The following is a 24,050-nucleotide window of genomic DNA, read 5'->3' as shown; positions in this document are numbered from 1 at the left end:
AATTCAACCGTATGAAAACAAATTTAATTCAGAAACTAGTTTTAATAGCTACATTGCTTTTAGGATTTAATTTTTCAACAGCTCAACAAACGATTTGGCAAGGCTGTACTTCTACTACTTATTCTGTTACAAACACAACGGGTTCGTCTTATGCTTGGTCTGTTTCTCCATCCGCTGGAACTATTACTGGAAATGGAACAAATGCAATCGGGATTGACTGGACAGGGGTTGCAACGGGTACATATACCGTATCGGTAACTGAAACGAACAGTAATGGATGTCCAGGAACACCACAAACGGTATCGGTTTCCATTATTACAACTCCAACTGCAGCTGCAACCGTAACACAACCAACATGTGCTGTAGCAACAGCTACTATTGAAGTAACAAGTCCAACAGGTACAGGATACCAATACAGTATTGACAATGGGGCTACTTGGCAAACAGCAACAACATTCCCTAACATTGCAGCAAATAGTAACCACACGGTTATTGTTAAAAATCAAACAGGATGTTTAAGTATTGCTACACCAACTACTGTGAATCCACAACCTGCCACACCAACTACTTCTCCTATTACATTTAACTAGTTTTATAATGCAAAACTATAAAAATAACAAAGCTATTTCACTAACTAGTCATCAGTTAGTGAAATACTTTATTGTTATTTTTAGTTCAATTTTTACTATCCATTATGCACATGCGCAACAAAATATTTGTCAGGGCAGCATACATACTTATGTAGTTGATGGTAGTGAAAATGGCGGAACAGGTACAACAGGATCAACGTATCAATGGGCGGTAACTAATTCGCAATTTCAAGGCGTAATCTCGTTGACTTCTCCTCCTGCCACTAATGCTATTACAATTGATTGGTTAAATACTCCTTCTGGAAATTATACATTAAAAGTAGTAGAAACAAACAGTCAAGGATGTACTAGTATTCAAAATTTACAAATAACGATCTATCCAAAACCAACAATTCATTTGACAGATCAAATTGCTTGTGTTCATCCTACAACTGGTCAATTTATCCAACCATTAACTATAAACACAGGACTTTCGAGCACAAATTATAATTTTGAATGGTTTCATGATGGTACGGCTCTTGCCAACAATACGCCAAGTTTAACCGTAAACACACCAGGAAATTATTCTATCACAGCCACGCAATTAACAAGCGGATGTTCCACAACTACAAGCACCACAATTTCAGTCTCATCTGCACCGATAGCTGGTGTATTAGTTAATGAGCCATTTCAAGCAACACAAACCATTCACGTCATTATCTATAATGGTTCGGGGGATTATGAATATGCATTAAACAATGGTTCTTTTCAAGACTCCCCTTATTTTACAGTTCAAGAACCTGGAGAATATGAAGTTATTGTTAGAGACAAAAACTTTTGTGGAGAAACTAGACTTGTGGCACATGTTATTAATTTTCCACCTTTCTTCACACCTAACAACGATGGATTTAACGACACTTGGAACGTAATCGGGTTACCTTCTCATTTCAATGCGAAAATTTCAATATTTGATCGATATGGAAAATTAATATTCCAATTCAATCCCAAAACATCTTATTGGAATGGTCAATACAACAATCAGCCTGTTCCTTCAACAGATTATTGGTTTACAATTGACTATACAGACGATAAAAATAACAAGCATAGTTATCAATCCCATTTTTCACTGGTTAGATAAGGATATTTTAATTTTTAACCAAAATGAAGCCTCTTAATGGGTGAATTATTAAAAATTAACAACGTTTTTTGAATTTTTAAAATCATACTTTCTATTTTTGATGATTCAGTCTAATCATCAACTAGATGCATCTTTCTTTTGAGGAAATAAAATCACATTTTAAACCTGTTATACTAAAAAAAAATGATTTTTTTGTAAAACAAGGTGCTGTTTGTGCCTATTTTTGTTTCATTGAAGAAGGTATTCTTCAACATGCCATTACCATTAATGGAGAGGAGAAAACCACTTATTTATCTTTAAAAAATTCATTTACTTCCTCATTAAAAAGTTTTTTAAACCAAACTCCTTCAAGAAAAAACATCAAAGCTTTACATGATTGTAAAATTTGGGTGGTAACGCGAAAAGAATTTGAAGATTTAATGCAATTCAACACCGCTTTCCAAACTTTTTATTTTAAACTAATAGAAAAACAAATCTGTTTGATTGATGATTACCGTATTGATTTGTTAGCCTTGACGCCTGAAGAACGCTATTTGAAACTTTTAGAGAATGAACCAAAATTATTAAATGAAGTTCCTCTCCATTACTTAGCTTCCTTTCTTGGCATTTCTACCCGCCATATGAGTCGCATTCGTAGAAATATTACCTGATCAAATTCAAGCCATTTGGCTACTTTCCATTTCCACTGAACTTATTATATTTGAATTTTATAAAACAAACAAACATGAAATACTTACCTATTAACAGTCAACTTTTTATCAAGAACAGAAAAAACTTCATGTCGCAAATGAAGCCTAATGCTGTGGCTGTGTTTAATTCAAACGACATTTACCCCGTAAGTGCAGACAGTACCTTACCGTTTGCACAACACCGAGATATTTTTTACCTATCAGGAGTTGACCAAGAAGAAAGTATTTTGCTATTATTTCCAGATGCGCCTTACGCTCATTTGAAAGAAATACTTTTTTTAAGAGAAACCAATGAACATATTGCTATATGGGAAGGAGAAAAACTTACTAAAGAACGTGCCTTTGACGTTTCAGGGATTCGCTCCGTGTACTGGTTACAAGATTTTAAAAAAGTGTTGAAAGAAGTAATGATGTATGCAGATACCATGTACATCAATACAAATGAACATTATCGCTCATCAGTTGAAACGGAGACGCGTGAAGATCGTTTCATAAAATGGTGGAAAAATGAATATCCTGCTCATAAAGTAGAAAAATCAAATCCTATTTTACAACGTTTACGTTCTATCAAAGACCCTATTGAGTTAGACTTAATGCAAACCGCTTGTAATATAACTGAAAAAGGAGTTCGAAGATTACTAAACTTTGTAAAACCAGGTGTTACAGAATATGAAATTGAGGCTGAACTAGCGCATGAGTTTTTACGTAATCGTTCGAAAGGATTTGCATATACTCCGATTATTGCCTCTGGAAAAAATGCTAATGTATTACACTACATTGAAAACAATCAAGTTTGTCAAGCAGGAGATTTAGTTTTATTAGACGTTGGTGCAGAATATGCAAATTATTCCTCAGATTTAACACGTATGATTCCTGTTTCAGGTCGTTTTACAGACCGTCAAAAAGCCGTTTACAATGCCGTACTAAACGTAAAAAATGAAGCTACTAAAATGTTAGTTCCTGGTACACTTTGGAAAGAATACCACGTTGAAGTAGGTAAAATTATGACTTCAGAACTATTAAAATTAGGCTTGTTAGACCAAGCAGATATACAAAATGAAAACCCAGATTGGCCTGCATATAAAAAATATTTCATGCATGGAACTTCGCACCATTTAGGTTTGGATACTCACGATTATGGTTTGTTACACGAACCTATGCAAGCAAATATGGTTTTCACCGTTGAACCTGGAATTTATGTACCAGAAGAAGGATTTGGAATTCGTTTAGAAGATGATGTAGTGATTCAACCTTCTGGAACTCCATTTAATTTGATGAAAAATATTCCGATTGAAGCAGATGAAATTGAATCAATTATGAATAGTTAATTTAAAACTTCAATTATTAATTCTATTTTGACAATAAAAACGACTTACAATTGAGTGAGTCGTTTTTGTTTTTTTATAAACTTAATTTTACTTTTGTCGTATGATAAAAACACTATACAAAAACACCACAATTGCTTATACAGATCAAGGAAAAGGAACTGTTGTTGTTTTATTACATGGTTTTTTAGAGAACAGTACAATGTGGAATTATTTAGGTCCTGTTTTAACTAAAAAAAATCGTGTAATTTGTATAGATTTATTAGGCCATGGACAATCAGACAGCCTAGGTTATGTTCACACAATGGAAGACATGGCAGATGCTGTATATCATGTTTTACATGAATTAAAAATTAGAAAAGCGGTTTTTGTTGGACACTCCATGGGAGGATATGTTGCATTAGCCTTTGCGGAAATGTATCCGGATATGATGAAAGCTCTGGTTTTACTAAATTCAACTTCAAGAGCAGATAGTGAAGAACGTATCCTTAATCGAACAAGAGCCATAAAAGCGGTGAAGCAAAATTATGTAGCAGCCGTGAGAATGTCTATTGCTAATTTATTCAGTGAAGAAAATAGAGAACGATTAGTAGAAGAAATTGAATGGGTTAGAAACGAGGCATTGCAAACACCACTCCAAGGAATAATTGCAGCCCAAGAAGGAATGAAATTAAGAAAAGATCGAGAAGTAATCTTGCATTTTGCTCCTTACCCTATACTCTTAATTCTAGGTAAAAAAGACCCTGTTCTTAATTATGAAGAAAACAAAGAACAAATCGATGGCACACAAGTAGAGTTAGTAAGTTTTAATGATGGCCACATGAGCCATCTTGAAAACAAACTCGAATTAGAAAAGACCATTGTCGCCTTTTTAAAAAAAATATGATGCTATTGTAGTTTTTCTTTAAACGATAATTGATCATTCAATATTTCGGCTATTAAGACAACTAACTCTTCTTTAAATTGCTGTAAAATTTCTTTAGTTATTGTGGTTTGTGAAACTACACCTCTGCCCTTTCCAAATCCGAAGGGCATAAAACCTGCTCTCATATTTTTAAACGAAATAATTCCCACCTCAATTGGATCGTTTAGTAATGGTTTATTGTCATACATCAGTGCATAGCACAGTAATTGAATAATCTTATCGTGTTTTAAATCAAGAGACAAACCTTCAAAAGTGTTGATTTTTAAATTATTAGCCACAACCTTTCCTGTTTTATAATCGATAATACGAACAGAATTATTTCGTCGTTCAATACGATCCACTTTACCAGCGATTTTTACTGGATAAGGTAAATTTTCATGCGTAATAACCGTTTCATGACTAGCTTCTAACGACAGAATAAAAAGTTCATCACCCGCTTCAATAGAAGCTTTCTCAAGGACTAAAAAATTTTGTATATTACGTTTAGCTACTTCAAAAGCAATTAGATTTTTACCTTTATTTATTTCGCCTTCTTTGTAAATCTCTATAAACTTTTCTTTTGTAAAATCCTCAATTTGTGTCATCATTTGATTTATATCATCAACAGAAATTGGGGCAGTTGACCCAATAAAAGGTGTGTACATTTTTTCCAAAACTTCGTGAATAATTGTACCCAATGTATTAACCGCAACATTTTCTTCCACTTCTTCATTTTCCTTAACTCCTAAAATGCGCTGGTAATAAAACTGAATAGGATTACGTAAATAATTCGTTAAAGAAGATGGCGAAAAACCTTTGTCAGTAGCAATCTCTTTTAGTCGTGATAAAATTTTATCTGTTTTTACAATCTCAATAGGCTGATAGGCTTTATCTGGTAAATAAGCATTATAGGCCACTTTTTTATAAGTATGTTGAGGCAAATGTTCAATATCTAATTGTGTCAAAAAACGGCTTTTTTCCCCTGCATCTAATCCTTCAGAATAATTGTTATAAAGTAAATAAATATTTTTAGCACGTTGTAACAATCGGTAAAAATGGTAGGTAAAAATGGCATCTCGTTCTTTATAAGTAGGCAACCCCTTTTCTATTTTTACATCATATGGAATAAAGGATTGCGCCGATTTACCTGCAGGTAATTTCCCTTCGTTTAGTGAAGTTACAATCACATTTTCAAAATCCAACACTCTACTTTCTAATATACCCATAATTTGTAATCCCATTAAAGGCTCGCCTTCAAAAGACACCTCTGCTTGATCAATTACTTGCTTATATATAGTAAACAATCCTTCAAGAGAGGTAATTCGTCCGAAATTTTCTTGGTAATTCCCAATTTGAATCAAAACCTTATATACCGAGTAAACAAAAGCTTTAGTAATTTTATCTTGTTCATTATCATTATGCAAAGAGTCTTTTATTTTTAAATTGATTTGCTGTAATTTCAACAAAATTTCAGTCACAGAAACATCCCAATTTTGGAAGAGTAATTCAAAAATAGAAGAAGCTTTATGTTGGTTTGCGTTTTCATATAATTCTCTTAAACGAGAAGCTGTAATAAAAGTAAGGTTTGATTTCTTAATTTTTTGTACCATCTCAAAACCTTGAATCAAAGGTTCAATTAATGGATTGTTAATTATTTCAAGAACCTCCTTATAGTAGAAAATACCTTGTTTGTTATTACGTTTAAATGCATTAACATGAAGTTTAAACAACTTATGAATAAGAATTTGAGCTGGATTATTCACGCTTGAATACCCCATTGTAATATTAAGATTTTTTACTGTTTCTGGTAATGCATTCAAAACCGGAATAAGTAATTTTTCTTCACTAAGTACTAAGGCTGTTTGTTCTAGTGTTGCTGTTTGTTCTGCTATTGATTCTATAATTTTTCCCGCTATTTTTGCTTGGCCAATTGATTTGGGTGTACTAATAACCTCGATATTCTTTTCTTTTGAAAACTCGTCGAAAATCCAATTAAATGGTCTTTGTTGAAAGTGTTTCCAAGACTTTTTAATTCTTCTTAAAAAATAACCTGCATCATGGTAATCGTCATTCATGAACACTTGATCAATATCCCAATAAACTTCAGCCTTTTGTTCTTCCAATAAATATTGGATGATGATTTCTTCGGCTTTATTTAGAGCATTGAAACCAGCAAAAACAAATTGCTGATTTGCCAACTGCGTAATAAAATGATGCTTATTTTGAACCGCTTGTTTATAAATCAAACCAGAATACCCTATTTTCTTTTGCAGCAAGTGATTAGTAAAAGCTTGATAAAAGACTGGCATTTGTTTCCAAAATTCAATTTGCTGTCCAATCAACACCGTTTGTTGCTCTTTATTTGGTGTCCAATGTTTGATTCGTTCAATTTCTAATAAATAAGAAAAGATATCATTAGGGTCAACTAAATAACGATCAATTTCATTGAAGTCTTGTAATAAAGTTTTAGCCCAATTAGAAAAACGTTCAAAATCTTGTTGTTTATCTTCAGGAGTAGTTTGCAAATAAACAGAATAAAATTCAAATAAAAGCTCTATGGCATCTAGGCTTCTCAATCCTGAAATGGTTTCAATTAAACTTTCTATACTAATAATTGAAGGAGCAAAAAAAGTAGTTGTTGATTGTTGCTTTAAGGCTTCAATTAGAAAAAGTTTTGCCCTTTTATTAGGAAGAACTACGGTAGTCTGTTCTAATAAATGCGTTGGCTTTTCTAATAATTGTTGAGCGATATGACTTAGAAACGTTGTATTCATGGTATAAATATAAAAAAAACGTCCCGATAAATCGGGACGTTTCACTTATAATTTGAGTAAAAATTATTTTACTAATTTCACTTCAACTCTTCTGTTTTGAGCTTTACCAGCTTTAGTTTTATTAGAAGCAACTGGTTTAGTTTCACCGTAACCTTCAGAAGTTAATCTGTCAGCACCGATACCATTTTCAATTAAGAATGTTCTAACTGCTGCAGCTCTTTCTTTAGATAACTGTAAGTTAAATGTATCTTTACCATCTGAATCTGTATGACCTTCTAAGTGGAATTTAGCTGAAGGGTACTCTTTTAAGATAGCAACCATAGCTTGTAATACAGCAAATGTTTGTTTTTGGAAAGACGCTTTACCTGTATCAAACAAGATCGTTTTTGCGTAATCATTTAATTTTTTCATAGTATCATCAGATACTTCAGGACAACCATTATTAGCTACAGTACCTTTAACAGTAGGACATTTATCGTCTTTATCTAAAACTCCGTCACCGTCAGTATCAGGCCAAGGACAACCAGCATTAGCTTTTTCTCCTTTAACTGTAGGACATTTGTCATCTTTATCAGCAACACCGTCACCGTCAGTATCAGGACATCCTTTTAATACTTTTAAACCAGCGTCATCTGGACAAGCGTCATCACCATCAGCAACACCGTCAGCGTCTCTATCAGGACAACCGTTTAATTCTGGTAAACCAGCTTCAGTTGGACAAGCGTCAGCTGAATCTTGAATTCCGTCTAAATCAGAGTCAGGACAACCATTAAATTGAGGTAAACCTGCTACATCTGGACATGCATCTTCTTTGTCGATAATTCCATCATTGTCAGTGTCTTTAGCTCCAAATTTGAATTTAAGACCTACTTGGTGGAACATATGAGTAGGAACGTCTACGTTAGCAACTCTTGTATCATCAAACGAGTGCTTGTAAGTAGAAGCAAAAGATAAACCTACATTTTTAGCAAACCATAAAGTTAAGCCTAAACCTCCATTTACAGTTCCTGCTGAAGCATCTCCGAAGAAAGTGTAACCACCTCCAACGTGAGCTGATGGATCTAACCATTTAGATTTTAATAAATCCATAAAGCTATAAGAAATAACTCCATCGATTCCGTAATAGTTTAAATCCCCAGGATTAGCAACATCATAAGTATTTAATGTTCCAGGAACTTTTTCAACCCATCTTGAAATTTTGTTGAAAGATCCTGTTACACCAAAATTAAAACCATTCCCTACGTTTCTTGTTACATTAACATAAGATACTGAAGGAACGATGTTCCAATGATCTTGTGCATTGAAAAACTCTGAGAATTGTTGTTTTACTGGTGATGAAGCGCTAACTTTAGTGTCAACAGCATTAACACCAAATGATACCGCCCATGGGTTTGTGCTGTCTTGAGCATTAGCAGCAAATCCTGCTAATAATAACGCTCCAGCAAATAGTTTGTTAAGATGTTTCATACTTTTATTAATTTAATTACAATGCGTTATATTAGAACAAAAGTAATATGTTTTTTGTAATCCGCAAAACAAATGTACATTTTTTCCTTATTTGTAGTAAATTAAACGATTTTTATTGAATTATGTTCAATTTTTTTCCTACATTAGTGAATGCTTCAATTGCTTTATCCAAATGTGTTTGAGTATGAGCAGCAGACAATTGCACTCGAATTCTAGCTTTATCTTTCGGCACAACGGGATAAAAGAAACCAATTACATAAATGCCTTCATTTAACAATTCATCAGCCATTACTTGTGATAGTTTAGCATCATACAACATTACAGGTACAATAGCCGAATCCCCATCAATAATATCGAAACCAGCTTTTTTCATTCCTTCCTTGAAATAATTAGTATTCCACTCTAATTGATCTCTTAAAGAATAATCTTTCTTTAATAACTCAAAAACTTTTAGAGATGCACCTACAATAGCAGGAGATAATGAATTAGAAAACAAATAAGGTCTTGAACGCTGACGCAATATTTCAATAATTTCTTTTTTTGCTGTGGTATAACCCCCCATTGCTCCTCCAAGTGCCTTTCCTAAGGTTCCTGTAATAATATCTACACGACCCATAACTCCTTTAGCCTCTAATGTTCCTTTACCTGTTTTACCAATAAATCCAGCCGCATGACATTCATCAACCATAACCAAGGCATCATATTGATCTGCCAAATCACAAATTTTATCTAATGGTGCCACCAATCCATCCATTGAAAAAACGCCATCTGTTACAATTAATTTGAATCGATGTCCTGCTTCACTTGCTTTTTTTAATTGCGCTTCGAGATCTTCCATATTGTTGTTTTCATAACGGTATCTAGCTGCTTTACACAACCTTACTCCATCTATTATAGAAGCATGATTTAAACTGTCTGATATTATACAGTCTTCCTCACCTAACAAAGGCTCAAAAACACCGCCATTTGCATCGAAAGCGGCTGCATATAAAATAGTATCTTCTGTGCCATAAAAATCGGCAATTTCTTTTTCTAACTGTTTGTGAATGTCTTGTGTGCCGCAAATAAAACGAACTGATGACATACCAAAACCGTGTGAATCTAGAGCATCTTTTGCTGCTTGTATCACTTCTGGATGCGATGATAATCCTAAATAATTATTAGCACAAAAATTGAGAACTGTTTTACCGTTTACCGTAATTTCTGCTCCTTGTGGTGATGTAATAATGCGTTCTCTTTTGAATAAACCATTGGTTTCAATGGTGTTTAACTCGTTTTGTAAATGTTGTTGAATTTTTCCGTACATGCTGTGTCGATTGAAATTTTTTTTATTTATTCGTTTATTGTACCCAAAAAATGATTTTTGCATTACAAATGTATAAGTTTTAATTCATCTCCTATATATAAAAGTATTTTTTTAGAGACGTTATACTTCATTTGCTCAATGATTCTAGCATAATTTTGAATTTGTTTTTCATACTTGGGTTGATGTTCACCTGTTTTATAATCCAATATAAAAGCCGTATTGTTTTTAATTACCACTCGGTCGGGTTTGACATTAAATTCGTTTGGCGCGATAATGTGTTGCTCATTAAACACCTGGGCGTCATCATGAAAAAAATCGACTAACTCTGGGTGATTTATAATTTGATTAATCATGGTACTAAATCGCTCTTTTTGTGAATTCAAAAACAAGCCATTTTCAACTCCTTTTTGTAATGCAAGTGCGACATCTGATCTATGCTGAATTAAAGCTAATAATTCATGAACAATATTACCAAATGCAATAGCCTCTTGCTGAGTTGTTCCCCACATTAACGCTTCTTTTTTAGCGATTTTAATTGCTGAAAAATCTAATCGTTTTTTAACAGTTTCTATCGTTTTCTGATTGTGTTGAAATTCTTCGGGTAAAGATATACGTTGAGGACTACCAAAATCATATGTTCTTTGGTTCACATCAAAACACCCTTTACTTTGCAAGTAGTTTGTAAAATAGGTTCCTACTGTTTGTTGACTACTTAGCAAACCTTTTGATGTAATTTTAAAACTAGAAAGCACATATAATTGTTCCTCTGCACGAGTCAAGGCCACATAAATAACGTTAATCATATCTAACAGTTCCTCTTGTGATTTGCTTTCAAACACCTCTTTTGTATCCTCATTTATTGTTTCTAATTTCTTCGATTTTTTTACCAAAGCTTGTGTTAAACCAACCTCTTTTTCTTCAATAGAAATCCAAACTTTTGGATCAATCGGACGGGTACTGTCATCAGCAAAAGGATAAATAACCACAGGAAACTCTAATCCTTTCGACTTGTGAATAGTCATTATTCGAACCGCTTGCTCCCCTTCTGGAGATGGAATACTTTGTTTGAAACCTACACGCTCCCAGTATTCAAGAAAATCAGAAGTGCTAGACTGGTATTTCATATCTCGTTCTAATACCAAATCTAAAAAATATTGCACATAAGAAACATTGGTTTGTTGGGGTAAAAATGTTGCTATAATTTGTTCTACAGCTTCGTATAATGCCTTTTTTCTAGAATCAGCAAATGAAATAGAATAGTTGTATTGCAATAAAAACTGTTCTAATTCTTGCTCAGTCAAATCCTTAGCTTGTTCAATAAAATCATGAATAGCCTCGGGCTTAACAGTCTGTTTAGCCACAAAATACAACCAATTTATTTTTGATTCTTGATTAAAATGACTATCTAAATAAGTTAAAAAATGAATAATAAATTTTACTTCAGATGCATTTTGAATCAACAAGGTTTCAGAGGATAAAATCGGAATATTTTTCTCTGTAAGATAGTTGGCCAACAAAATTCCTTGCTTGGTTTTACGTGTAAGCAACACGATATCATTATAATCAAAACCTCTACCTTTTACTTGCTGAATAATTTCAAATGTTTTAATCAAATGTTTTTTATCTTTTTCAGAAATGCCGTCTTCCTCTTCAAAATCATCTTCAACAGCTACATCGTCTTCTAAAAATTGTATAGAAACAAAGCCTCCTTTTTTTGAATTTGTTTTTTGTGTCGCCGTTTCTTGATATAATTTAAAATAATCTTCATTGGAAAACTCGTGTGCAAGGTGCTGGAAAAAATCGTTGTTAAATTCGATAATTTGAGAATAACTCCTGTAATTAGTATCTAAATTTTTAACGTCTTTAACTTTATTTGAAAACGGATTTTCCTCTCCACTCAATCTAATAAATTGTTCGGCCTTCCCGCCTCTCCACCTGTATATAGATTGTTTTGGATCGCCAACAATCATTAAAGTACCTTGAGTCCCATCCAAATCTTCACTAGCCAAGGCATTGTCAATAAGTGGAATAAAATTTTGCCATTGCATTTCAGAGGTATCTTGGAACTCATCAATAAAATAATGACGGTATCGATCACCTAAACGCTCATAAATAAACGGAGCAGGCTGGTCTTTTATTTCGTTATGAATCAACGTGTTAAAATCAGAAATAGATAACACATTTTGATCTTCTTGCAACTGTTTATATTCTTTATATACTGTGTGAATCAATGATAAAGGAACCAAATTACTAACAACTAATTCATACAAATCATTATCATTATGTAGAGCATAAACTTGAGCCAACAAAATTTTCCATTTTGAACTTAACCGTTCAATATCATTTCTGTTTTTTGATTTTGCAGGTATTTCTATCTCACGATCAGCAACATAATTGTAATCATATGCTTTATCATTAGCATTAAAAATATTTAAAACATGACGGTAAAACGTTCCTCTTGAAAAATCAGATTCTGTTATTGAATGTGTTTCAAAATCTGTAATAATTTGAAGTGAAAAAGCTTTAATTTCCTCTTTATTTGCTTTTATTTTAACTGCTATTTGTTCTGCTATTTTACCAAAATCAGCTACACTTATATCTTGAAGTTGATTAAATCTAAAAAAATGTTCCTCTACTAAAATAAGTTTACACACTTCATATAAATCTTGGGTGACATCCCAATTTTTATCATCATCTATTTTAGATTTAGCAAAATTAACTAATACTTGTGTTAATTCTACCTCTTCACCTGCTTTAGCAATTACGGTATCTATAGCATTTCGAAGCAATGCATCGGTTTCTAATGTCACATCAAAATTTGTAGGCAAATTTAAATCATGAGAAAAAGTTCGTATAATTCGATGCGTAAATTTATCTATAGTAGAAATATCAAAAGCAGCATAATTATGTATGATTGATTTCAATATTTGCTTTGCTTTTTCTTTGAGCGAGACTATATCAGTACCTATTTCATCAGCAATTTCCTTCATAAATGCGTCGGTCTTACTACTCACTTCGTCTTGTGAAAAAGCAATCAGGTTGTCTACGATTCTTGATTTCATTTCTTCCACTGCTTTATTAGTAAAAGTAATGGCTAAAATTCTTCGGTATTTATCTTGGCTTGGGGCTTGAAATAAAATTTTCAAGTATTCTTTGGTTAATGTATAGGTCTTGCCAGACCCAGCAGAAGCGTTGTAAACCTTAAAACTCATACGCTGATTTCTTTTTATAATGAAACTATAAGAAGTTTCTATTTTTATTTCCAAAGTTAAATTTATAAATTTGAAAAAAATAATTAATCATTTTAAATTTAAAATATCATGGCTTTTGAATTACCAAAATTACCGTATGCATATGATGCATTAGAACCACATGTGGACGCTAGAACCATGGAAATTCACCACACAAAACACCATAATGCCTATACTACCAACTTAAATGCTGCTATTCAAGGAACAGATTTAGAAGGGAAAACCATTGAAAATATCTTAATTAATTTAGATATGAACAATATGGCTGTTAGAAACAATGGCGGTGGTTTCTACAATCATAATTTGTTTTGGACAGTTATGTCTCCAAATGGAGGTGGACAACCAACTGGGGAATTGGCCGATGCTATTGAAAGAGATTTTGGTTCGTTTGAAGCTTTTAAAGCAGAATTTGCTAAAGCTGCGGCTACTCGATTTGGCTCAGGATGGGCATGGTTGTGCGTACATAAAGGTGGAAAATTAGAAGTGTGTAGCACAGCTAATCAAGACTCTCCTTTAATGCCTGGAATTGCTTGTGAAGGAACACCTGTTTTAGGATTAGACGTTTGGGAACATGCATATTATTTACATTATCAAAATAGAAGACCTGATTATATTGACGCTTTTTTCAATGTAATTAATTGGACAGAAGTGGCTAGAAGATATGCTACTGAAAAATAAAAATTTTATCCTATTTGAATCAAAAAGTCGCTCCATACAAGAGCGGCTTTTTTTGTCATTTATTGAATTCGAAACTGTATCTTTGTTATTTATTCGCGAACTGAAATGAAGTTTTTATCGGTTATTTTCTTTTTTTTGAGTTTTGGGATATTTGCCCAAAAAAAAACCGCATCTTCAGATGAGTTAACAATAAAATTAATTCAAAACCTAGTCAGAGTTCAAAACAACAACCGCTCTTTAGTAACAGACCACAATTATTCCTATTATGAAAAAACAATTGTATCTGCTGAACCCGATTCTATTTCTGCGGTAGTTGACACTATTTATAAAAACAAGAAAAAGAATAAATTTTCTATTGACTCTTCTAGTTATAAATTCAAACGCCTAATTGCCAAACAACATTTATATCAACTAGAAAAAGTAGCAGATGTTTCCATTAAAAACAAACAAAAACGCGAAGAGATTTTAAGTATAAAAATGGCAGGATTGAAACAACCCATATATGAATTAATGGGTCAGGAATTTATGCCAACAAATTTCAATGCAGATGTTTTAAAATTTTTGACTTTTAATATTAAAAACCCATTAAGTGTTAATGGAAATTCAAAATATAATTTTTACCTAGATTCAAAATATCAATCAGCAAATTCTGAGTTAGTTAAATTAAATTTCAATAGTACTTCATTATTCAGAAAAAATAAAGTTACTGGATTTTACATCGTTAACAAACATACTTTTGCCATTCAAAAAGCTGTTTTCATTATAAAAGGAATTATAAATCTTCAAACGGAAACTTATTTTGAAAGATGTAAAAATGCTAAAAAAGAGTATCCAGTTTCACAAAATTTACTAGTAACAAAGGGCAATCACAAACACAATATTGATATCCTTGGCTCCTCCATTCGCTTTGATGATGCTCAAAAAGCATCCAATCAAAAATATGACTACACACAAGATTTATATTTAAAAATTACTCGAAAATTTTTAAATTATAATTTTGAAAAAATCTCGAAAAAGCAGCCTTACCAAATTCAGATTGATAAAAATGCATTAAATAATCAAGCCCTTTTTTTGACTTTCTTCGAAAAAGACTCGATAGATTCACGTTCGGGAAACACTTATAAATCTCTTGACAGTTTAGTAACAACTGAACGTATTGAAAAAAAAATTTATTTTGGAAAAAAAATAATCAATGGTCAAATTCCATTTGGATTTATTGACCTTCAAGCCCGACATTTATTCAAATACAATAATCAAGAAGGATTTAGAGTAGGTTTAGGTTTCGCTACAAATGACCGTTTTTCCAATTGGTTTAAACTTTTTGGTTATGGTGCTTATGGAACAAAAGACGGTGTTTTCAAAAGCCAAATAGGTTCTGGCTTTAGAATATCTAAAAAAACGGATACTTGGGTTTCTGGATCATTCACAGATGACATCACTGAATTTGCCGACCTTACCTTACTAGCCGATAATAAAAAATTTAAACTCTATGATCCTCGTCCGTTTAATATCTCTACCTTTTACAGTCATCAAACCTATAGTTTAAACTTTGAATCCAAAATAATTCCTCAAGTGGAGGCTATTTTAAATGTAGCAAAATCAAGAATAAATCCTTTATTTGATTATATTTTTCAACCTAATGGACAATCTGTTGAACTGTACAATGTAACACTTGCCAGTTTGAGTTTAGAATGGTCTCCTTATAGTATATTTTTACAATCACCGCAAAACATACTAGAAGTAGAAAAAAATTATCCTAAATTTTTAATTGAATTGACACAAGCTTTACCAAATGTCTTAGAAAGCAATTTAAATTTTACTAAAATCGACACGCGAATTCAATTTGAAAAAAAATACTTGTCTGGTCACAAAACAACTTTATTATGGCAATCTGGCATCAGCTTTGGCCAAACCCCTTTATCACATTTATATAGTGTAGCACCAAATAATTTAGATAAAAACAATCTTTTAAAACGCATCACTTTTGCGAGTAAAACATCGTTTGAAACCATGTTCTTTAATGAATTTTACTCTGATCGTTACACGTTTTTACAACTCAAACATCAGTTTCACAAAATTGTTATTTCTAAAAGCATTAAACCCATCTTTATATTAGCTTCAAAAGCTGCTTTTGGCAATTTAACACATCCAGAATACCATTCGGGAATTACTTTCAAAACCATGGAAAAAGGTTTTTTTGAAAGTGGTTTAGAAATTCAAAATATTTTTAAAGGTTTTGGAATTTCATCCTATTATCGCTACGGGCCTTATCAATTAACTCGATGGGAAGATAACTTAGCTATAAAGATTTCGTTTACTTTGAATTTAGGTCTATAATCATATCCTATTTATTCATTGCTAATAGAAGAAAATTAAGTGATTATAGAACATTTATTAGTATCTTTGCACCTTATTTTTTAACACTTTTATCCGAGATAAAAGAATTAAATGCTTGGAAATGAAGAAATGGTTATCAACCAGTTTTTGGATTTTAATATCACGATTTTTACTCAGAAATAGATTATTAGTCATTTTAATGATTGCAGCATTCACTGTATTTATGGGAATGCAATGGAAATATATTCGCTTTACTCAAACTGAAGCTAATTTACTACCTGACGATCATAAAGACAACATTGCTTACACTAATTTTTTAAAGAAGTTTGGTGAAGAGGCAAATTTAATTGTGTTTGCAGTAAAAAGTGATGAAGTTTTCAAACCCGAAAATTTCAAGGCTTGGAGCGAAATGATGCAAAACATTCAACAAAACAAAAAAGAAGTTGATTTTGTCATTTCATTCAAAGAATTGAAACAACTAGTTAAAAATGATGCTACACAAGCATTTGAATTAAAACCCTTCATCGATCAAAACAAATTAAACGAAGTTAATTATTTACAAGACAAAAGAAAAGAACTCATAAACGACCTTCCTTTTTATGAAAGTTTGTTATTCAATAAAAAAAGTGGCGTTGTTAGAAGTGTTATCTACTTGAACAAAAACATCGTTAATACTAAAATTAGGAAAGATTTTGTACTAGAAAAATTAATTCCTGAGATCAAAAAGTTTAAAGATAAAACCAACGTTGACATTCGAGTTTCGGGTATGCCTTATATTCGAACCTTAAATGCTACTGCTATTATTAGTGAAATTGGATTGTTTATTGGGGCAACCTTATTGGTTACCTCACTGATTTTCTATTTCTTTTTCCGATCATTCAGAACCACTTTAATGGCAATTTTTGTGGTAATTATTGGTGTAATGTGGTCTTTTGGTTTGTTAGGATTATTGCGTTATGAAATTACAGTATTAACCGCTTTAGTTCCTTCTTTAATAGTTATTATTGGAATTCCAAACTGTATTTTCCTAACCAACAAATATCATCAGGAAGCCAGAGCACATGGCAATAGAGCTAAAGCATTACAGCGTGTTTTAACCAAAGTAGGAACAGCTACATTCATAACAAATGTTACAACTGCTGTTGGATTTGCGACATTTATTATAACTAACAACCAATTGTTATCCGAGTTTGGAGTAGTAACCTCATTAAACATTATGGCATTGTTTATATTGAGTTTGTTTGTAATTCCAATTTTCTTTAGTTTTTTACCTATTCCTAAAGACAAACACTTAGAGCATTTGGAAAGAAGTTATTTAGTTGGATTCAGAAATTGGATCATCAACCAAGTTAAATTCCACAATGTTCGTGTTTATGCCGTTGCTTTAACGCTCTTAATTGCAGGAATCATAGGTGTTTACAAAATGAAAATATCAGGTAGTGTTTTGGAAGACATGCCTAAAAACCAACCTTTCTTTGAAGATATTCGCTTTTTTGAAAAAGAATTTAATGGTGTACTTCCCGTAGAAATTATGATTGATACAAAACGCAAAAAAGGCGTGATGAAAATGTCTACGTTAAAGAAAATGGATGAATTGCAAAAAGAAATTGAAGAAATTCCGCAATTATCAAAACCTGTTTCTATTGTCAACTTAGTCAAATATGCTAAACAAGCTTATTACAACGGGAATCCAGAATTTTATGAGTTGCCTAATTCTCAAGAACAAGCTTTCATATTACCTTACTTAAAAAATTCTGCAAAAGATGGCAAAGAAAATCCATTAAAAAGCTATGTGGATAAAACAGGTCGATACGCTCGTATTTCTACTTTTATGAAAGAAGTTGGCACAGATGAAATGGTAGAAGTCGAGAAAAAATTAAATGAAAAAATAAAAGAACTCTTCCCAGAAGACCGCTATACGGTTGCTATTACTGGTAAAGCCCTTTTATTCCAAAAAGGAACCAGTTATTTATTGGACAATTTAATTGAATCGTTAATTTTTGCTGTATTATTAACAGCTGGATTAATCTTCTTTTTATTCCGATCTGTTAAAATGATTTTTGTTGCACTCATTCCAAACTTGTTACCACTTTTATGTACGGCAGGATTAATGGGATATTTAAACATTCCTATCAAACCGTCAACCATTTTGGTATTTGGAATTGCCTTTGGATTATCAGTTGATGACACCATTAGATTCCTAGCACAATATAGACAGGAATTAAAAATAAACAATTGGAAAATTAAGAAATCTATTTTCAAAACATTAGAAGAAGAAGGACCAAGTATGTTCTACACTTCTATAGTTTTATTATGTGGATTTTTTGTATTTACGTTGTCAGATTTTGGAGGAACAGTAGCTTTAGGAGGTTTAGTTTCCATCACTTTATTGTTTGGAATGCTTACTAATTTAATTTTATTACCTAGCTTAGTACTTTCTTTAAATCGAACTCTGGCAAACCAACAAGAAATGAAAGAACCAACGTTAGACATTGTAGTATCTGACGATGAAATAGAAGAAGAAATAGAACAAAAAAATAAACAAGATTAAAATGAAAAATTTAGTAGCCGAATTACAATGGAGAGGGCTGGTTCATGACATCATGCCTGGAACGGAAGAGCAATTGTTAAAAGAACCTACTTCGGCCTATATTGGATTTGATCCAACTTCAGATTCATTACACATTGGAAGTTTAGTACCTATTATTATTTTAATGCACTTAAGAAGATTTGGCCACAAGCCTTATGCTTTAGTGGGAGGTGCAACAGGAATGATAGGTGATCCTTCAGGAAAATCTAATGAAAGAAATTTATTAGATGAAGCTACATTAGCAAAAAATGTGGAAGGAATCAAAAGAGTATTATCTCGTTTTTTAGATTTCGATGCTACTGATGCACAAGCACCTGTTTTAGTAAACAATTATGATTGGATGAAAGATTTTTCTTTTATCAATTTTGCTCGTGATGTAGGCAAAAGAATCACTGTAAACTACATGATGAGTAAAGATTCTGTTAAAAAGCGTTTAACAGGAGAAGCAGGAGAAGGGATGAGTTTCACTGAATTTACTTACCAATTGATTCAAGGATATGATTTCTACCATTTATACAAAAACCATAATTGTTTGTTGCAAATGGGTGGAAGTGACCAATGGGGAAATATTACTACTGGTACTGAATTGATAAGAAGAATGAGTGTTGATACGGAGGATGAAGGAAAAGCTTATGCTATGACTTGTCCTTTAATTACAAAAGCAGATGGTTCAAAATTTGGTAAATCTGAAAAAGGAAATATTTGGTTAGATGGAGATAAAACTTCTGCCTATGAATTTTACCAATTTTGGTTAAATACGACCGATGTTGATGCAGAAAAATACATTAAAATATTCACCTTTTTAGAAAAAGAAGAAATTGAAAATTTAATAGCACAACATCAAGAAGCGCCTCACACTCGCTTATTACAAAAGAAACTAGCAGAGGAATTAACAACCATGATTCATGGTAAAGAGGAATTAGAAAATGCTATTAAAGCATCAAATATTTTATTCGGAAATTCATCCGCTGAAGACCTAAAATCTTTAAATGAGCAAACTTTTTTAGCTGTTTTTGAAGGTGTCCCTCAAGCCGAAATTGCATTAAATGAAATTGAAGCAGGTTATTCAATTGTAGACGCATTTGTAAAGAACGAATTTTTAGCCTCAGGAAATGAAACTAGAAGAGCATTGAAAGAAAATGCAGTTTCTGTAAATAAAGCAAAAGTTAAGGAAGACTACTTAATTACTTGTACAGACTTAATAAATGGTAAATATGTTTTACTTCAAAAAGGGAAAAAGAACTATTACTTATTAAAAGCAGTATAAAGATTAAGTTTACAAACATAAAAAACCACGTTTAAAATAAAACGTGGTTTTTTATTTTCAAATTAACTAGATAAATAATAAAAAAGGTGAACTCACGCCCACCCTTTTTGCCCCAAATCTACCATAAAACTTAACCTACTAATTTTCTGGTATCACTAATATATGACTGTTATCTCAAAAAATGTTAAAAAATTGATGTGTAACAAAAAAAATCGTTGAACTGCAAAAAAAGGTAGTTTATAACTTTAACATAATAAAAAAGGTGAACTTACGCTCACCCTTTTTGCCCCAAATCTACCATAAAACTTAACCTACTAATTTTCTGGTAGAACTAAAGTATAACTGTTTTTTCAAAAAATGTTAAAAAATTGATGTTTTACCAAAATAATCGTTGAATTGCAACAAATCAATAAGCTCTTGTGTCATTTCCTTCATAAAAGTTTATAAATGCTGTATTAACAACTCGATTACCTCCAGGTGTAGGATAATCTCCTGTAAAATACCAATCTCCTAAATTCTTTGGACATGCCTTATGTAAATCTTCAACTTTTTGAAAAATAATCTTGATATCCGATTTAATTTCTTTGGAGGTTAACATTTGCGCCATTTTATCTGAAATTTGTTCGTCTGTAAAAGGAGCATAAATGGCTTTTACATAATTCACAATCTCGATATCTTTGGCGCCTTGCTGAGCTTTTGCTTTAGCATAAACCTCATCAACAATGTGGTATTGATTGGTTTCCTTTAATAGCTCTAAAGCGGCTCTAAACGCAATGAACCCATCAAGCGTACTCATATCTATTCCATAACAATCAGGATAACGAATTTGAGGTGCTGAAGAAACAATAACAATTTTCTTTGGTTGCAAACGATCTAAAATCTTTATAATACTTTTTTTCAAAGTCGTTCCACGAACAATACTATCATCAATAATTACTAAATTATCTGTTGGCTTCACCACTCCATACGTAACATCATAAACATGAGAAACTAAATCATCTCTACTACTGTCTTCCGTAATAAATGTTCGCAGTTTAACATCCTTAATAGCTATTTTTTCAGTACGCACTTTTTCAGCCAAAATAGCATTTAAACCAGCTTCATCTAAAACATTTCTTTGCTTAATAATAGTTTTTACCTTCTGCTCATCTAAATATTTTTGTGCTGCTTCTGATAAACCATAAAATGAAGTTTCAGCAGTATTTGGAATGTAGGAGAAAACCGTGTTTAAAATATCATTATCTATTTCTTTTAAAACACTAGGAAAAATAAATCTTCCTAAATCTTTTCGCTCCTGATAAATTTCAGCGTCACTTCCTCTTGAAAAATAAATACGCTCAAAAGAACAAGCCTTTTTAGTTAAGCTTTCTCTAATATTCTCAAAAGAAACTTGTCCATTTTTCTTAACAATGATAGCATCACCCGCCTCTAGTTCTTTAACGCTTTCAAAAGAGACATTAAATACTGTTTGAATTACTGGTCGTTCAGATGCCACTACAACAATTTCATCATCTTGATAATAATAAGCTGGACGAATTCCCGCTGGATCACGAACCACAAAAGCATCCCCATGACCTAATAATCCGGCCATAGCATAACCTCCATCCCAATTTTTAGACGCTCTTTTTAAAATACGAGCAATATTTAATCGTTGAGCAATAATAGGAGAAGCTTCTTGCTTTGAAAGTCCTTCATTCTTACATTCTAAATATAAATTAGTGACTTCATCGTCTAGAAAATGTCCAATTTTTTCCATGACAGTTACCGTATCTGCCATTTCTTTTGGATGTTGCCCTACTTCAACTAAATCTTGAAACAATTCTTTAACATTGGTCATATTGAAGTTTCCTGCCACAATTAAATTGCGGTGCATCCAATTATTTTGACGAAGAAAAGGATGAACACTCTCGATGCTATTCTTACCAAAAGTTCCATAGCGTACATGGCCCAAGAATAACTCTCCAATATAAGGAATGTTTGCTTTTTGAAGTGCAACATCATCTTGGTATTCAGGATGTTTAATCAACTCTTCGTTAATACGTTGATTAATTTGAGCAAAGACATCTTGTATGGGTTGAGATTGATTTGAACGCACACGACTGATATAACGTTCTCCTGGCTTTACATCCATTTTGATGCTAGCAAAACCTGCACCATCTTGCCCTCTATTGTGTTGCTTTTCCATTAATAAGTACATTTTTTGTACTCCATAAAAAGCGGTTCCGTATTTTTCCTTATAGTATTCTAAAGGTTTTAATAATCGTAATAAAGCAATTCCACATTCGTGTTTAATAGCGTCGCTCATTGTTGTAGTGTGTTGTTTGTTGTAGTTATTGTGTAATGCAAAAGTACAAAAAAGCCCCGATAAATCGGGGCGTATTTTATAATGTAATTTCAAATTGTGTTAAAGCCTTGAACTGTTGAAGGCGGTTTAAGACCTGTTCTTTATCTAAAGCAACCATTCGCTCTGTTCCGAACTTCTCTACACAGAATGAAGCTAAATTAGAACCGTGAATAATCGCGTTTTTCATATTCTCAAAAGAAGTATCTCCTGATTGTGCAATATAACCAGAGAATCCTCCTGCGAAGGTATCCCCTGCTCCTGTTGGATCAAACACTTCCTCTAATGGTAATGCTGGAGCAAAGAACACATCTTTATTATGGAACAATAAAGCACCATGCTCTCCTTTTTTGATTACCACATATTTAGGTCCCATGGTATGAATCTTAGCGGCAGCTTTAACCAATGAATACTCACCAGATAACTGACGTGCTTCTTCGTCATTGATGGTAATTACATCAACACGCTTCATAACATCTAGTAATTCAGGCAAAGCACAATCCATCCAAAAATTCATCGTATCTAAAACCACTAATTTAGGCTTAGCCGTTAATTGATCCAATACACTTGATTGAACTAATGGGTGTAAGTTACCTAACATTACAATTTCAGCATCTTGAAATTCTGATGGAACTACGGGTTTAAAATCAGCTAATACATTTAATTCTGTAGCTAATGTATCGCGAGAGTTCATATCATTATGGTAACGTCCACTCCAAAAAAATGTTTTTCCACCTGGAACTACTTCAATACCATCGATATTAATATTTTTATTTGTTAATAAATCTAAATATTCTTGAGGGAAATCTTCACCCACAACAGATACAATAGCCGATTTCACATTAAAGAAAGAAGCGGATAATCCAATAAACGTTCCTGCTCCACCTAAAATTTTATCTGTTTTTCCAAAAGGGGTTTCTATAGCATCAAAAGCTACCGTTCCTACAATTAATAACTTGCTCATTTACTTTATTTTAAAATAGGCGGCAAAGATACTACTTTAGTTGCAGAGTTGCAAAGAATTAAAAGCTCAAAATAGAAGAACACTAACTTTTATAATTCTTGAAAATATAAATCCAAATCATTCTTGACAGTCTAATGTTGAAGGCCGTTAAAAGAAGTAAAACGACCATTATTATAGGGAAAATTTTTAAGTCGAACGTTTTTTCAAAAAAAGGACGAGTTAAAAAATAAGTAATCAATGCTTCTCCCACTCCTATAGCATAACTGACAAACATAGCACCAAAGAAAAACCCTGGCTCTTTTTCAAAAGTGAATCCACAATTTGAACAAGCTTTATTCATTTTAGGAAAACCCATACTGAAATAAAAACTTTTATCAGCAAAAACAAGACCTCTAGTACAATTTGGACACTTGTTAGTAAAAATATTTTTAATCGTTAACCACATAATTT

General features: G+C 32.4%; 16 protein-coding genes. 9 read left to right on the top strand and 7 right to left on the bottom strand.

Features of this window, described 5'->3' with window-relative positions; all coding sequences use genetic code 11:
• The first annotated feature begins 11 nt into the window (after nt 1–11).
• The 5 genes from QZ824_RS02990 to QZ824_RS02970 all read left to right on the top strand — a co-directional run bounded on the left by QZ824_RS02990 (nt 12) and on the right by QZ824_RS02970 (nt 4,607).
• Nucleotides 12–590, top strand: a complete 579-nt coding sequence (locus QZ824_RS02990; RefSeq protein ID WP_291274551.1) for a hypothetical protein — start codon at nt 12–14, stop codon at nt 588–590.
• Nucleotides 591–597: 7 nt separating this feature from the next.
• Nucleotides 598–1,707: a T9SS type B sorting domain-containing protein gene (locus QZ824_RS02985; RefSeq protein WP_291274550.1), complete on the top strand. Its 1,110-nt coding sequence runs from the start codon at nt 598–600 to the stop codon at nt 1,705–1,707.
• 125 nt (nt 1,708–1,832) lie between these two features.
• Complete coding sequence (locus QZ824_RS02980; RefSeq protein WP_291274549.1) at nt 1,833–2,357, top strand: Crp/Fnr family transcriptional regulator; 525 nt, start codon at nt 1,833–1,835, stop codon at nt 2,355–2,357.
• Nucleotides 2,358–2,431: 74 nt separating this feature from the next.
• On the top strand, nt 2,432–3,724 hold the full coding sequence (locus QZ824_RS02975; RefSeq protein ID WP_291274548.1) for an aminopeptidase P family protein: 1,293 nt from the start codon (nt 2,432–2,434) through the stop codon (nt 3,722–3,724).
• A 100-nt stretch (nt 3,725–3,824) separates the two neighbouring features.
• On the top strand, nt 3,825–4,607 hold the full coding sequence (locus QZ824_RS02970) for an alpha/beta hydrolase (protein WP_291274547.1): 783 nt from the start codon (nt 3,825–3,827) through the stop codon (nt 4,605–4,607).
• Nucleotides 4,608–4,609: 2 nt separating this feature from the next.
• Here QZ824_RS02970 and QZ824_RS02965 read toward each other — a convergent pair whose 3' ends face one another.
• The 4 genes from QZ824_RS02965 to QZ824_RS02950 all read right to left on the bottom strand — a co-directional run bounded on the left by QZ824_RS02965 (nt 4,610) and on the right by QZ824_RS02950 (nt 13,384).
• Nucleotides 4,610–7,399, bottom strand: coding sequence for a PD-(D/E)XK nuclease family protein (locus QZ824_RS02965; RefSeq protein ID WP_291274546.1), 2,790 nt, complete (start codon nt 7,397–7,399; stop codon nt 4,610–4,612).
• A gap of 63 nt (nt 7,400–7,462) precedes the next feature.
• Entirely contained in the window at nt 7,463–8,866 is a 1,404-nt protein-coding gene (locus QZ824_RS02960) for an OmpA family protein (RefSeq protein ID WP_291274545.1), read from the bottom strand.
• A 112-nt stretch (nt 8,867–8,978) separates the two neighbouring features.
• Nucleotides 8,979–10,172 carry a glycine C-acetyltransferase gene (gene kbl / locus QZ824_RS02955; RefSeq protein WP_291274544.1) on the bottom strand — a complete coding sequence of 398 codons (1,194 nt, stop codon included), beginning with the start codon at nt 10,170–10,172 and terminating at the stop codon, nt 8,979–8,981.
• A gap of 62 nt (nt 10,173–10,234) precedes the next feature.
• Entirely contained in the window at nt 10,235–13,384 is a 3,150-nt protein-coding gene (locus QZ824_RS02950; RefSeq protein WP_291274543.1) for an exodeoxyribonuclease V subunit beta, read from the bottom strand.
• Nucleotides 13,385–13,492: 108 nt separating this feature from the next.
• Here QZ824_RS02950 and QZ824_RS02945 point away from each other — a divergent pair, with 108 nt between their 5' ends.
• The 4 genes from QZ824_RS02945 to tyrS all read left to right on the top strand — a co-directional run bounded on the left by QZ824_RS02945 (nt 13,493) and on the right by tyrS (nt 20,295).
• On the top strand, nt 13,493–14,101 hold the full coding sequence (locus tag QZ824_RS02945; RefSeq protein WP_291274542.1) for a superoxide dismutase: 609 nt from the start codon (nt 13,493–13,495) through the stop codon (nt 14,099–14,101).
• 105 nt (nt 14,102–14,206) lie between these two features.
• Entirely contained in the window at nt 14,207–16,438 is a 2,232-nt protein-coding gene (locus QZ824_RS02940; RefSeq protein ID WP_291274541.1) for a DUF5686 family protein, read from the top strand.
• A gap of 121 nt (nt 16,439–16,559) precedes the next feature.
• Nucleotides 16,560–18,989 (top strand): MMPL family transporter, encoded by a 2,430-nt coding sequence (locus tag QZ824_RS02935; RefSeq protein ID WP_291274540.1) that lies wholly within the window; start codon nt 16,560–16,562, stop codon nt 18,987–18,989.
• Nucleotide 18,990: 1 nt separating this feature from the next.
• A complete protein-coding gene (gene tyrS, locus QZ824_RS02930) occupies nt 18,991–20,295 on the top strand; it encodes a tyrosine--tRNA ligase (RefSeq protein ID WP_291274539.1) in 1,305 nt (434 codons plus the stop codon).
• Nucleotides 20,296–20,701: 406 nt separating this feature from the next.
• Here tyrS and QZ824_RS02925 read toward each other — a convergent pair whose 3' ends face one another.
• The 3 genes from QZ824_RS02925 to QZ824_RS02915 all read right to left on the bottom strand — a co-directional run.
• Nucleotides 20,702–22,600 carry an amidophosphoribosyltransferase gene (locus tag QZ824_RS02925; protein ID WP_291274538.1) on the bottom strand — a complete coding sequence of 633 codons (1,899 nt, stop codon included), beginning with the start codon at nt 22,598–22,600 and terminating at the stop codon, nt 20,702–20,704.
• Between the two features lie 76 nt (nt 22,601–22,676).
• Nucleotides 22,677–23,600: a PfkB family carbohydrate kinase gene (locus tag QZ824_RS02920; RefSeq protein ID WP_291274537.1), complete on the bottom strand. Its 924-nt coding sequence runs from the start codon at nt 23,598–23,600 to the stop codon at nt 22,677–22,679.
• 82 nt (nt 23,601–23,682) lie between these two features.
• The coding region (locus tag QZ824_RS02915; RefSeq protein ID WP_291274536.1) for a DUF983 domain-containing protein at nt 23,683–24,050 on the bottom strand (368 nt) is incomplete at its 5' end.

It is taken from the genome of Flavobacterium sp. (assembly GCF_021151785.1).
In the GTDB taxonomy this organism is placed as follows: Bacteria; Bacteroidota; Bacteroidia; order Flavobacteriales; family Flavobacteriaceae; genus Flavobacterium.
This window is presented reverse-complemented; position numbering and strand designations above follow the sequence as displayed.

What these genes read in the sequence shown, in the direction of transcription:
- QZ824_RS02990 (WP_291274551.1), top strand. Translation starts at nt 12, where the DNA reads ATGAAAACAAATTTAATTCAGAAACTAGTTTTAATAGCTACATTGCTT.
- QZ824_RS02985 (WP_291274550.1), top strand. Translation starts at nt 598, where the DNA reads ATGCAAAACTATAAAAATAACAAAGCTATTTCACTAACTAGTCATCAG.
- QZ824_RS02980 (WP_291274549.1), top strand. Translation starts at nt 1,833, where the DNA reads ATGCATCTTTCTTTTGAGGAAATAAAATCACATTTTAAACCTGTTATA.
- QZ824_RS02975 (WP_291274548.1), top strand. Translation starts at nt 2,432, where the DNA reads ATGAAATACTTACCTATTAACAGTCAACTTTTTATCAAGAACAGAAAA.
- QZ824_RS02970 (WP_291274547.1), top strand. Translation starts at nt 3,825, where the DNA reads ATGATAAAAACACTATACAAAAACACCACAATTGCTTATACAGATCAA.
- QZ824_RS02965 (WP_291274546.1), bottom strand. Translation starts at nt 7,399, where the DNA reads ATGAATACAACGTTTCTAAGTCATATCGCTCAACAATTATTAGAAAAG.
- QZ824_RS02960 (WP_291274545.1), bottom strand. Translation starts at nt 8,866, where the DNA reads ATGAAACATCTTAACAAACTATTTGCTGGAGCGTTATTATTAGCAGGA.
- kbl (WP_291274544.1), bottom strand. Translation starts at nt 10,172, where the DNA reads ATGTACGGAAAAATTCAACAACATTTACAAAACGAGTTAAACACCATT.
- QZ824_RS02950 (WP_291274543.1), bottom strand. Translation starts at nt 13,384, where the DNA reads ATGAGTTTTAAGGTTTACAACGCTTCTGCTGGGTCTGGCAAGACCTAT.
- QZ824_RS02945 (WP_291274542.1), top strand. Translation starts at nt 13,493, where the DNA reads ATGGCTTTTGAATTACCAAAATTACCGTATGCATATGATGCATTAGAA.
- QZ824_RS02940 (WP_291274541.1), top strand. Translation starts at nt 14,207, where the DNA reads ATGAAGTTTTTATCGGTTATTTTCTTTTTTTTGAGTTTTGGGATATTT.
- QZ824_RS02935 (WP_291274540.1), top strand. Translation starts at nt 16,560, where the DNA reads ATGAAGAAATGGTTATCAACCAGTTTTTGGATTTTAATATCACGATTT.
- tyrS (WP_291274539.1), top strand. Translation starts at nt 18,991, where the DNA reads ATGAAAAATTTAGTAGCCGAATTACAATGGAGAGGGCTGGTTCATGAC.
- QZ824_RS02925 (WP_291274538.1), bottom strand. Translation starts at nt 22,600, where the DNA reads ATGAGCGACGCTATTAAACACGAATGTGGAATTGCTTTATTACGATTA.
- QZ824_RS02920 (WP_291274537.1), bottom strand. Translation starts at nt 23,600, where the DNA reads ATGAGCAAGTTATTAATTGTAGGAACGGTAGCTTTTGATGCTATAGAA.